This is a genomic window from Actinacidiphila sp. bgisy144 (assembly GCF_057708105.1).
This window is the reverse complement of record NZ_JBYIRM010000005.1, coordinates 115,671-126,907: the sequence shown is the minus strand read 5'-3', so window position 1 is coordinate 126,907 and position 11,237 is coordinate 115,671. Positions and strand designations below refer to the sequence as shown.

Below are 11,237 nucleotides of genomic sequence, written 5' to 3'. Positions count from 1 at the left end.
TGCACTCGGCAGGATTCGAACCTGCAACCTTCTGATCCGTAGTCAGATGCTCTATCCGTTGAGCTACGAGTGCGGGGCTTCCCGGTTTTTGCGGCCGGTCGGCGTTGCGGGAACAACATTACATGAGGGGGCGCGGGAGGTGAAATCGATAAGGGGGAGGGTCGCTGAGCTGCGGAAACGGGGCCGGGGCCGGCAGCGGGGGCCCGGGGCCCGGGGAAAAAGAAGGAGCCCCGGCCGTGGGGACGGCGGGGCTCCTGCGAGGTGGCGGAGGCGGAGGGATTTGAACCCTCGATGGGCGGTAAGACCCAAACCGCATTAGCAGTGCGGCGCCATAGACCGGACTAGGCGACGCCTCCTGATCACGTTCCCGCGTGAGCGGGCGCGTGGGGAAATGATGGCACAGCCGGGAGGGCTGCGACCAATCCGAGACTACGGTACAAGGACGCGGAAGGGCAGGGCAAAGGGGTTGGCCGGGTCGGCGGGCCCCGGACGCGCCCACGAAGGAGTGGTTGACCGGGGGGAAGGGCGGCCCGGCGGTAGGAACGCGGGCATGCACTCTTCACCGCCCGCCCCCCTGGCCCACACCACCCGCCGGACCCCCACCCGAGCCGCCCGCGCCACCCGCCTCGCCCGCTCGGCCGCCACCGCGCTGACCGCGACCGCCGCCCTCGCCACGGTCCTCGCGGGCGCCGCGTACGGCGCCGACCCGGCAACGCCCGCGCCGGACGGCCCGCACCACTCGTCCCCGGTCATCCGCACCACCCCGGAGCCGACCCGGCTGACCGTGGCGTACGACGACGGCGCGGGCCACCGCCGCACGTACCGGCTGCGCTGCGACGAGGCCGCGCAGACGCCGGGCGCCGCCCAGGACAGCGGAACCGGCGGCGACGACGGCACGGCCACCGACGGCAGCGGAACCGGCGGCGACGACGGCACGGCCACCGACGGCAGCGGAACCGGCGGCGCCTGCTCCCACCTCGCCGACATCGGCGGCCCCGTCACCGCGGTCCGCGCCGGCGAGATGTGCTCGATGATCTACGGCGGCCCCCAGACCGCCCGCGTGACCGGCATCTGGCAGGGCCGCCCGGTCCGGGAGGCCTACCGCAGGACCAACGGCTGCGAGGTCGGCCGCTGGAACCGCATGGTCCCCGCGCTGCCCAACCCGGTGGCCGACGCGGCACGCCACGGCGCCGCCCCCGTACGCGGCTGAGCGGCGCGGGGCCGGACCCGCTCGCGCCATCCGCGCCCCGGCACCCCCGTTTTCGTGACGCACACCACACCTTCACCGCGCCCCCGCCAACCCCCCACCCCGTAACGGCACATGACCGTCCCACCCCACAGGAGCAACCCCGACCCGTACACTCGGTCTAGTGACATGGCCCGGTGGGCGGCGGCAAGATGGGCCACCCGTGACGTCAGCCGACGGCCCCGTACGGCTCAGGTGAGTTCGTCCGGGCGCCGCGCCCGACCCTGCGCGCCACGCCGGGTACTGCGCCACGCGTAACAGCACATGCGGTAACAGGGAGGACGCGTCTCGTGAGCAGCAGGCCATCCAGAGGCGCTGCTCGCCTCGCATCGATCCTGGACGCACTTCCGGACGCGCTCCTGCTGGTCAACGCCAACGGCACCGTGGTCAACGCCAACGCGATAGCGCTGGAGACCTTCGAGGCGCCCGGCACCGCCCTGGTCGGCCGCGGACTGCTGGACCTGCTCCCGTCGTTCGACCCGAAGCGCATCCCCGGGTCCATGCGCAGCCCGCAGGAGGCGGCCGCCGACGACACCCGGACGAAGCCGACCCGGATGCAGGCGCACCGCACCGACGGCTCCCCGTTCCCGGCCCAGGTGACGAGCGCCAACCTGGACGACAGCCGCACCCCGTACGCCGACTTCGGCAACGGCATGCCGCACTACACCGGCGACGAGTTGCTGATGCTGGTGGTCCGCGACCTGTCCGGCACCGTGGACACCGAGGCCGAACTCGCCCGCCAGCAGCGGCAGACCGAGATGATCCTGCGGGCCGCGGCCGAGGGCGTGGTCGGCGTGGACACCGAGGGCAAGGTGGTGCTGGTCAACCCGTCGGCCGCGCAGATCCTCGGCCACCGGGCGACCGACCTCGGCGGCAAGGAGCTGCACCCGCTGGTGCACCACTCCCGCGCCGACGGCTCGCCGCTGCCCTACGAGGAGACCCCGCTCGCCGACACGCTCCGCTCCGGCCGCAAGCACCGGGTCCGCGGCCAGGTGCTGTGGCGCAAGGACGGCCGCGCGGTGCCGGTGGACCTGACCACCGCGCCGGTCCGCGACGGCGACCAACTCGTGGGCGCCGTCATGACGTTCACCGACCGCACCCCGTACGACGCGCTGGCCGCCCGCACCCGGCAGCTGCGGGCGCTGCTCGACACCTCGCTGCGCGCACCGCTCGCCGAGCTGCGCGCCGAGCTGACCGGCCTCGCCGCCGACCCGGCCGGGCAGTTGTGGCCGGAGGCCAACCAGACGCTGCACCACCTCTCCGCCGGCTACGCCCGGATCACCACCCTGATCGACAACGTCCTGGACTTCCAGCGGCTGGACCGCGGCGAGGACAAGCTGCACCGCGCGGCCGTCGGCATGGACGAGGTGGTGACCGCGGCGGTCGACGGCGCGGTCGAGCTGATCGGGCCGGGCCGGGCCCAGTTCGCGGTGCACGCGGCGCCGATCGAGGTGTCGGTGGACGCCGCGCGGATGGCCCAGGCGCTGGCCCACCTCGTCGCCGACGTGGCGGGCGTGGACTCCGCGGGCAACACCGTGGCGTACGCCGGGGACTCCACCATCGTGGTCGCGGTCGCGCAGCGCGGCGACGTCGTACGCATCGACGTACGCGGGCCGAGCGCGGGCGGCGACCCGGTGCACCTGCCGCTGGCCCGCGGCATCGTGGAGCGCCACGGCGGGGTCCTCCAGACGCACGAGGTGCCCGGCCAGGGCAGCGCGTACGTCCTCGAGGTGCCGCTCGGGCTCGACCCGGAGGCGGCGCGGGCCGCCCGGGAGGCACGGGAGGCGGCCGAGGGCGCGGACGGCCCGGCGCCCGGCGACGGTACGAAGGGCGGTACGGCGGCCAGCCGCGGCAAGGGCGCCGGTGCGCACTCCGGCGGGAACGGCGACGCGCAGGCAGCCGCTGCGCGCGGTACGGCCCCGGGTACGCCGTCCGGTCCGTCCGGTCCCTCCAACGGCGGGCGCGCCGCGCGCCGTTCGCACGCGGCGCCCGGCGGCGCGGCGGAGCAGCAGCGGCCGGGCGAGGACACGGGCACCGTGGTGGCGCCGTGGGCGCTGCCGCCGGGCGGAAGCCAGGACGCGGGCCGGGGACAGGCCGCGGGGCAGGGCGTGGAGCACGGCGTGGAGCAGGGCGCGGCGCAGCCGTCCGGCCAGGTCGAGGCGCCGACCGGGCGCCGCCGGGCGCTGCGGCGGCCGATCGGCCGCCCGGAGCACCCGCAGGCGCAGGGCGGGCCGCACGCGCTGCCGCCGGCCCCGTCCGGTCCGCAGTCCGGCCCGCAGGGGGGGTCCGGGGTGCCCCAGCTCCCCCAAGCCCCGCAAGTCCCGCACGCTTCGCAGCCCCAGCCCCAGCCCCAGCCCCAGCCGCAGGGCCCGGGCGGACCGGGCACCCCCGGCAACGGCACCGCCGAGGACGGCACCCGGCCGACCGGCCGCCGGGCCCGCCGCGGCCGCCCCGCCGTGGAGGAGGAGCAGCCCCCGGCCGACGGCGGCGAGCTGCGCAGCCTCCCGGCCCCGCGCATCCCCAACGCCCTGCCCGCCGCCGGCACCGACAGCAGCGGCGCCACCGGCAGCGACGGCGCCCGGCACTCGGGCGCCCCGCAGGACCCGGCGAACTCCCCGCACCCGCAAGGCGGTCAGCCCGCCCCCGGCACCGGCCGCAGGGGCCGCCGCGCCCTCGAAGCGGTGCCGCCGGCACCCCAGGCGCCCCAGCCCCCGCAGGCGCCGCCGCCCGCGCGGCCCGCCCCGCAGCCCCCCGTCCCCGGCATGCCCTACCAGCCCGACCCGCCCGCGCAGAGCTGGCCGCAGCCGGCCCCCGGCGCACCCGGCGCCGACCCGCGCGCCGCGGCCGCCCCGGAGCCGGGCGGACCCGCGCAGCAGCCCCCGGCCGGCACCTGGCCCGACCCCGCCCGCCCGGCGAACCCGCCCGCGCCCACCTCCTGGCCGCAGGCCGGCGGCCAAGGCACCCCGCGCGCCCTCCAGGACCCGCGCGGCTCCCACGACGACGTGCCCGCCCCCCGCAACGGAGGACAGCAGGACCCGTCCCACCAGACCCACGGCCGGGCCATAAGCGTCCGCACCCTCGGCCAGGGCGTGCCCTTCGGCACCGGCGGCGACCCGAACGAGCAGACGCCCACCCAGGCCGTCCAGGCACAGCACCCGCAGGGGCTGCCCGCGCAGGTCGCCGCGGGCGGCTCCGGGCGCCGCCGCCGGCTCGCCCCGCCGCAGCCCGCCAACCCGCAGAACCCGCAGGCGCCGCAGCCGCCCGGCCCGGAGCAGCAGTCCGGCCCGGGCGGCGAGCACCAGGCCCGCCAGCACCCGCAGGCCGACCCCGACAGCGGCCAGCTCCCGGTCCGCCGGCCCGGCGACCCCCGCGGCCGCGGCCTGGCCGGCGGGGACACCGCGCTGCTGCGGCCCGTACCGCCGCTGGAGGAGCAGCAGCCGGGCCGGTCGTACGCGATCGGGGCGCCCGCGGCGGGCGCGGCCGAGGGCCCGGAGCCGCTGGACGGGCCGAACGGCGCGGTGGACGTCACCGACGTGGCCGCGGGCGAGGCCGACGACCGCCACGACGAGCCGCTGGACGAGCCGCGCCGCCTGCTGGTGTGGCCCGAGCCCGACGTCTCGACCCGGCAGGCGCTTACCGACCGCGGCTACCGCCCGGTGATCGTACGGTCCCGCGAGGAGGTGGACGCGCAGGTCGCCGAGCCGCCCGCGGCCCTGTTCGTGGACCCGCTGACCGGGCCGATCACCCGGACCGCGCTCCAGGCGCTGCGGCAGGCCGCGGCGGCCGCCGAGGTGCCGGTCCTGGTCACCGCGGGGCTGGGCCAGGCGACCCGCGAGGCCGCGTACGGCGCCGACCCGGCGGTGCTACTGAAGGCGCTCGCGCCGCGCGACAGCGAGCAGCACCCGCCGCGGGTCCTGCTGGTGGAGGGGCACGAGCCGATCGCGATGGCGTTCGCGGCGACCCTGGAGCGGCGCGGCATGCAGGTCACGCACGCGGACTCGGAGGCCGACGCGATGACCAAGGCCGCCCAGATCCACCCCAACCTGGTGGTGATGGACCTGATGCTGATCCGGCGCCGCCGCCAGGGCATCGTGGACTGGCTCCGCGGCCACGCCCGGCTCGACAGCACCCCGCTGGTCGTCTATACCTCCGCGGACATCGACCCGGAGGAGCTGCCCCGGCTGGCCTCCGGCGAGACCGTCCTCTTCCTCGCCGAGCGCTCCACCAGCGCCGACGTCCAGTCCCGCATCGTGGACCTGCTCGGCAAGATCGGCACCTGACCGCGGGCCCCGCGGCCCCGGCGGAACCGCGGGCCAGGGGCTCGGGTCAGAAGCTTCCGGTCAGAAGCTTCCGGTCAGAGGCGGGTGACGTCCAGCTCGCCTTCCGCGTAGGACTTGCGGATGACCTTCTTGTCGAACTTGCCGACGCTGGTCTTCGGCACCGCCGGCACGACCGCCCACCGTTCGGGCACCTGCCAGTGGGCGACCCGTTCGGCGAGGAAGGCGCGCAGCTCGGGGTAGCCGGCGGTGGCGCCCTCGCGCAGGACGACGGTGGCGAGCGGGCGTTCGCCCCAGCGCTCGTCGGGTACCGCGACCACGGCCGCCTCGGCGACGTCCGGGTGCGCCATGAGGTGGTTCTCCAGGTCGACCGAGGAGATCCACTCACCGCCGGACTTGATGACGTCCTTCGCGCGGTCGGTGAGGGTGAGGTAGCCGTCCTCGGAGATCACCCCGACGTCGCCGGTGCGCAGCCAGCCGTCCGGGCTGAACTTGTCCTCCGGCCGCAGCGGTTCGGCGCCCGCGCCCCCGTAGTACGCGGCGGCGATCCACGGCCCGCGCACCTCCAGCTCGCCGGCGGACCGGCCGTCCCAGGGCATCTGCGAGCCGTCCGGGCCGATCAGCCGGGCCTCGACGGAGGCGGGGAAGCGGCCCTGCGTGACGCGGTACCCCCACTCCTCCTCACCGGTCGCACCGGCCGGCGGGTGGGCGATGGTGCCGAGCGGGGAGGTCTCGGTCATGCCCCACGCGTGCACCAGGCGCACCCCCAGCTGCTCGTCGAACGCCTTCATCAGCGCCGGCGGGCAGGCCGAGCCGCCGATGGTGACCTGCCTGAGCGAGCTGACGTCGCGGGGCCGTTCGGTCAGCTCGCCGAGCAGACCCTGCCAGATCGTCGGCACGGCGGCCGCGTGCGTGGGCCGCTCGCGCTCGATCATCTCGGCGAGCGGGGCCGGCTGGAGGAAGCGGTCCGGCATCAGCAGGTTGATCCCGGCCATGAAGGCGGCGTGCGGGACGCCCCACGCGTTCACGTGGAACATGGGCACGACCGGCAGTGACGTGTCCCGGTTGGTCAGGCCCATCGACTCGGCGGAGACGACCTGGAGGGAGTGCAGGTAGACCGAGCGGTGCGAGAACACCACGCCCTTGGGGTCGCCGGTGGTCCCGGAGGTGTAGCACATGGCCGCGGCCTCCCGCTCGTCCAGCTCCGGCCAGTCGTAGCCGGTCGGGCGGTCGGCGATCAGCTGCTCGTACGCGTGCACGGCGGGCCGGGCGCCCGCCAGGAGCGACAGGTCACCGTCCCCGACGACGACCAGGTGCTCGACGGACTCCATCCGCGGCAGCAGCGGGGCGAGCAGCGGCAGCAGGGTGCCGTCCACGAGGACGACCCGGTCGGCGGCGTGGTTGACGATCCAGGTCAGCTGGTCGGCGGGCAGCCGCAGGTTGAGGGTGTGCAGCACCGCGCCCATCGCGGGGATCGCGAGGTACGCCTCCATGTGCTCGCCGTTGTTCCACATGAGGGTCGCGACCCGGTCACCGCGCTCCACACCGAACTCGTCGCGCAGCGCGCACGCGAGCTGCACCGCGCGGGTGCCGGTCTCCCGGAAGGTCCGGCGCCGGGGCTCGTCCCCGGTCCAGGTGGTGATCGTGGACCGGCCGTGCACCCGCGTGCCGTGCACGAGGATGCGGGTGACGGTCAGCGGAACGTCCTGCATGGTGCTCAGCACGCGGGCCTCCGGGCGGCTCCGAGGGGTTTGCCCGCGATTCTGCTTCCATACCGCGGGGTATGTCACTACCCCCGGCCGGACCGGGCGCCCCCTACTCCGCCGCGCCGATCCCCTGCGGGACGGCCGCCCCCGGCTCCACCCGCGGGGGGTGGGGAGAACCCCCCTCCTACGACCTGAGGGTGATCCCGTGTCGGCACCTCCGGCCGATCCGCCGCCCGGGTCGCGGCTCCTACCTTGGAGCCATGACCACGCCAGTCTGCACCAGCGCCCGCCCGGCCGGCGCCAGTACGGCCAGCACCCGCCCGGCGAGCGCCGGCCCGGCCAGCGCCAGCACGTCGCAGTTCACGGCCTACGTCCGCAGCAAGGGCCCCACGCTGCTGCGCACCGCCCGCTCCCTGACCCCGAACCCGGCCGACGCGGAGGACTTGCTGCAGACGGCCCTGACCAAGACCTACCTCGCCTGGGACCGGATCGACGACCACCGCGCGCTCGACGGCTACGTGCGCCGCACCCTGGTCAACACCCGCACCTCGCAGTGGCGCAAGCGCCGGGTGGACGAGTTCAGCACCGACGAGCTGCCGGAGCCGGCCGCCGCCGGGCCCGACCTCGTCGAGCAGCAGGTCCAGCGCGACGCGCTGCTGCGGGCGATAGCCCGGCTCCCGCCGCGGCAGCGCGCCATGGTGGTGCTGCGCTACTACGAGGACATGAGCGAGGTGCAGACCGCGGAGGCGCTCGGGGTGTCCGTCGGCACCGTGAAGAGCGCGGTCTCCCGCGCCCTCGGCAAGCTCCGCGACGACCCCGAGCTGGAGCTGAGCGTCGCCTGACGGGTTCCGCGCGGGCGTCCTGCCGTCTCCCGCGGGTCCTCCCGGCTCGTCCGGGGCTCTTCCCTACCCTGACCGGCCCCTCTTCCCGGCCCGTCCGGGCTCAGCCGACCACGGCGACCGGGGCGTCCACCAGGTCGCGGTCGATGCTGAGCGTCTTCCCGCCGTGCGACTCGGTGACGGCGCCGTGGTACTGGTGGATACGCGCGTGCGGGGTCCAGGCGGACGGCGCGAGCGACGGCTCGGCGGTCAGCGTAGGGCTCACGCCCCAGCGGGCGTACCAGAGCACCTGCGGCAGGTCGGCCACCCCCGCCAGCCGCGACCTCTCCATGTGCGTGATGCCCGAGTCGGCGCTGCTGTAGAAGCCGGTGACGTAACCGGCCGCCGCCACTCCCCGGTCCCAGGCCCGGATGTACGCCAGGGTCGCCGCCGCGCACGACGTGTTCCCGATGTCGTACGCCTCCATGTCGAGGTAGAGCGCGCTGCCCGGGTCCAGCCCGAACACGCCGGCCTGCCGCACCGCGTCCTCGGCCTCGCTCGCGCCCTGGGTGGCGGGCTGGGCGCTGTCGATTCGGAACGGGTTCTTGTTGGAGCCCGCCACGCACGGGCTCTGCGAACCGACGTAGATCGGCAGCAGGCTCCACCCCGCCTTCGTGGTCTGCCGCACCCAGTCCGGGGTCAGATGCGTCTGCGACGTGCAGGCGCGGGCCCGGCCGCCGAAGTAGATGCCCGCGGCGCGGTAGTCGGAGTGGGCGATCCACGCGTTCATGGTGGCCAGGTCCGGAGCCTGGCAGGTGTCGAACGCCTGCCCGCTGAAGGTGCGGCCGGCGTGGGACGGGGCCAGGCCGGGGGAGGCCGCGTCCGCGGGTACGGCCGGAAGCAGCAGCCCGGTCAGCGCGAGCGCACCGGCGAGGAAATAACGGATAAACCCACTGGTTTCGGTCATTCAGTGAGTCAACGATGCTCCCGCCGCCGGGCCGCGCAGACACGCCGTGCACGGCCGAAAGCCGCGTACGGTGTTCGCGCGGGGTGGCGGCGGGTCCTTCCCGAGTCCTTTCCCGAGTCCTTTCCCGAGTCCTTCCGGGGGCGGGTGGCGACCGGGCGTACGGCCTCGGCGCGCCATCCGTCCACAGGCTGTGGACAAGCCGCCGGGTGTCGCGATCGGCTCCTCCCGGTCCACCCCCTCACGTGCCGGACCCTCCCCTCCTCTGCCGGGCCGGGCACTCCCGGGGCGCTCCGGCGGGCCGTTCAGCGGGCGATCCCCCTCTGACCGCCCGACGCCCGTCCCGCACGGTGCCGCTCCGCCTTCCGCACAGTTCCCTCCCCGGGCCCTCCCCGGGCCCTCCCCAGAGCCCGGGATGCGCGGCAGCTCTCGCGGACCGCCGCGCATCCCGTGTGACCAGGCCCTTCTCAGCGGGCCGGCGCGCCCGCGGCGTCCGGCCCGCGGCTCACCACAGCGGAGAGAAGTGGACGGCCACCGTGTTCTGGTGGATGGAGGTGAAGGCCGAACCGGCCACGCTGGCGGTGTTGTTCTGGTTCGACGCACCGGCCCCGGTGGCGGCCTGCTGGGTCGTGGTCACGTTGCCGAGGTTCCCGAGCACGTTGCCACCGGAGTTGCTCACCACCGTCGCGTTCGAGTGGCCACCCGCAATGGAACCGTCGTCGGCCGCGGCGACGCCGGCGAACAGCACACCCGCGAGGGGCAGTGCCGCAACGGCGGCCAGGACACGGACGGTACGGATGCTTGCCATGGTGTTCCCTCCCAGGGGGACAGACTTTCTGAGGTGCGGAAGAGCGGCCGGCCGACCGCTCCGCCGGGGTTGCTCGGCGTCGCCATGAGCAGATGTGCCCACCCGCGCGCCCCCGATGCGCCACCATGAACCGTTTCCCTCGCACGCGTGACGATCTGTCGATAAACCCGCCTTCCGCCCTTTTTTACGGCACTTGAGGCATGCGCCCGGCTCTGACCGCGGCCCGGGTCAGGGCCCGCCCGGGGCCCTCATCGGCTTTCATCAGCCCTCATCAGCCCTCGCCGGTCCTCGTCAGGCCCGATCGGATCTCGCCGGCCCCCGCCGGCCCTGGTCAGTCCTCGTCGAACCACGGCCGGTCCGCCGCCCAGTGCCGCACCCACCCCGCGAACCCGGCGGCCCCTCCGGTGTGCCCGAACTCCGCGCCGAACGGCACCGCGCCCTCGCCCGTGATCAGCCAGACCTGCCCCCGGTGCGGCCCCGACAACACCAGGTGCCAGTACATGCCGCAGCCGTCCGTGCCCAGCACGACGGAGCCGTCGCCGAAGACCCGGTCGAGCAGCGGCTCGATCTGCGCCGCCGGTCTCGGGTCGTCCTCCCACACCCACCCCTCGGTCAGCGGGAACGGCCGCGCCAGCTCCCGCTTGCGCCCGCCGTTCTGCCCCGCGTCGGCGCCGAGCGGCGCCAGCCCGTACTCCGGCGGCCCCAGCGCCGAGCCGTCGGCCACCTCGGCCACGAACGTCCGGTACGGCTCCGGCAGCAGCACCCCGTGCTCCGCCTCGAACCGCCGCACGCCCGCCCAGCCGAGCGCACTGCTGCCGCCGCCCGCGTCCCCGTTCCCGCCGGCCCCGTCCCCGTCGGCCCCGCTCCCGCTCCCGTTCCCGCAGTCCACCCCGAACGCCGCACGCAGCGCGTCCAGCTCACCCGCCGATACCCTCTCCGCGTCCATACCCCATCCCTAGCACCCGCCTATGACAGCGCGACCGCCCCGGATGCCCTACTTGATCAGCTTGCCGTTCGCGTCCAGCCCGTGGTCCTGCCAGTAGACGTCCCACTTGTCGCCCACCCGCTTCGGCTCCTGCCCCTTCGGATACCGCACCGTCCCCGGCGGCGGCTCCTCCCCCTTCGCGACGCACTGCGCCCCGCCGCCCGGCCCCACCGCGGCGACCACGTATTCGTCGCTCTGGCACTCGTGGTCCCGCAGGTCCACCCCGCACGCCGTCGCCGTCGCCATCACCGCGCCCGCGAGCACCAGCCCGTACGCCGCCGCCCGTCCGGCCTGCTTCCTCATTGCCATCCACTCCCCGCCGCTGGCGTTGTCCGGTCCCCTCCACCCTCACCGAACGCCCGCCACCCCTCATCGGGCCTCCTACTCAACCCGCCCTGAGCTCATCCGGTGAGTACCTGGGTGCGAGGACGCG

8 protein-coding genes and 2 tRNA genes are annotated in these 11,237 nt (G+C 75.5%); 3 read left to right on the top strand and 7 right to left on the bottom strand.

Annotation, left to right across the window (positions count from 1 at the left end):
* Positions 1-73 (bottom strand) — tRNA-Arg (locus tag AC3EVP_RS07860).
* Between the two features lie 189 nt (positions 74-262).
* Positions 263-356, bottom strand: a tRNA-Ser gene (locus tag AC3EVP_RS07855).
* Between the two features lie 194 nt (positions 357-550).
* Here AC3EVP_RS07855 and AC3EVP_RS07850 point away from each other — a divergent pair.
* Both AC3EVP_RS07850 and AC3EVP_RS07845 read left to right on the top strand, forming a co-directional pair.
* Positions 551-1,210: an SSI family serine proteinase inhibitor gene (locus tag AC3EVP_RS07850; RefSeq protein WP_435127547.1), complete on the top strand. Its 660-nt coding sequence runs from the start codon at positions 551-553 to the stop codon at positions 1,208-1,210.
* Positions 1,211-1,536: 326 nt separating this feature from the next.
* Entirely contained in the window at positions 1,537-5,526 is a 3,990-nt protein-coding gene (locus tag AC3EVP_RS07845; protein WP_435127545.1) for a hybrid sensor histidine kinase/response regulator, read from the top strand.
* A gap of 74 nt (positions 5,527-5,600) precedes the next feature.
* Here the strand turns inward: AC3EVP_RS07845 and AC3EVP_RS07840 are convergent, their stop codons facing one another.
* Positions 5,601-7,247, bottom strand: coding sequence for a long-chain fatty acid--CoA ligase (locus AC3EVP_RS07840; RefSeq protein ID WP_435127543.1), 1,647 nt, complete (start codon positions 7,245-7,247; stop codon positions 5,601-5,603).
* A gap of 242 nt (positions 7,248-7,489) precedes the next feature.
* On the opposite strand from AC3EVP_RS07840, the gene AC3EVP_RS07835 reads away from it, so the two are divergent.
* Entirely contained in the window at positions 7,490-8,071 is a 582-nt protein-coding gene (locus AC3EVP_RS07835; RefSeq protein ID WP_435127541.1) for a SigE family RNA polymerase sigma factor, read from the top strand.
* A 100-nt stretch (positions 8,072-8,171) separates the two neighbouring features.
* On the opposite strand, the gene AC3EVP_RS07830 is transcribed toward AC3EVP_RS07835, so the two are convergent.
* The 4 genes from AC3EVP_RS07830 to AC3EVP_RS07815 all read right to left on the bottom strand — a co-directional run bounded on the left by AC3EVP_RS07830 (position 8,172) and on the right by AC3EVP_RS07815 (position 11,113).
* The gene (locus tag AC3EVP_RS07830; protein WP_335971570.1) at positions 8,172-9,014 is read right to left on the bottom strand and encodes a glycoside hydrolase domain-containing protein; all 843 of its coding nucleotides are present in this window, start codon (positions 9,012-9,014) and stop codon (positions 8,172-8,174) included.
* 502 nt (positions 9,015-9,516) lie between these two features.
* A complete protein-coding gene (locus AC3EVP_RS07825) occupies positions 9,517-9,819 on the bottom strand; it encodes a hypothetical protein (protein ID WP_335971571.1) in 303 nt (100 codons plus the stop codon).
* 331 nt (positions 9,820-10,150) lie between these two features.
* Positions 10,151-10,765, bottom strand: a complete 615-nt coding sequence (locus tag AC3EVP_RS07820) for an SMI1/KNR4 family protein (protein WP_435127538.1) — start codon at positions 10,763-10,765, stop codon at positions 10,151-10,153.
* Between the two features lie 48 nt (positions 10,766-10,813).
* The gene (locus AC3EVP_RS07815) at positions 10,814-11,113 is read right to left on the bottom strand and encodes an SCO0607 family lipoprotein (RefSeq protein WP_488179793.1); all 300 of its coding nucleotides are present in this window, start codon (positions 11,111-11,113) and stop codon (positions 10,814-10,816) included.
* Positions 11,114-11,237 lie beyond the last annotated feature (124 nt).

Bases quoted from the DNA above. Each gene is read 5' to 3' on its own strand.
- AC3EVP_RS07820 (WP_435127538.1), bottom strand. From the start codon at position 10,765: ATGGACGCGGAGAGGGTATCGGCGGGTGAGCTGGACGCGCTGCGTGCG.
- AC3EVP_RS07825 (WP_335971571.1), bottom strand. From the start codon at position 9,819: ATGGCAAGCATCCGTACCGTCCGTGTCCTGGCCGCCGTTGCGGCACTG.
- AC3EVP_RS07815 (WP_488179793.1), bottom strand. From the start codon at position 11,113: ATGGCAATGAGGAAGCAGGCCGGACGGGCGGCGGCGTACGGGCTGGTG.
- AC3EVP_RS07835 (WP_435127541.1), top strand. From the start codon at position 7,490: ATGACCACGCCAGTCTGCACCAGCGCCCGCCCGGCCGGCGCCAGTACG.
- AC3EVP_RS07850 (WP_435127547.1), top strand. From the start codon at position 551: ATGCACTCTTCACCGCCCGCCCCCCTGGCCCACACCACCCGCCGGACC.
- AC3EVP_RS07830 (WP_335971570.1), bottom strand. From the start codon at position 9,014: ATGACCGAAACCAGTGGGTTTATCCGTTATTTCCTCGCCGGTGCGCTC.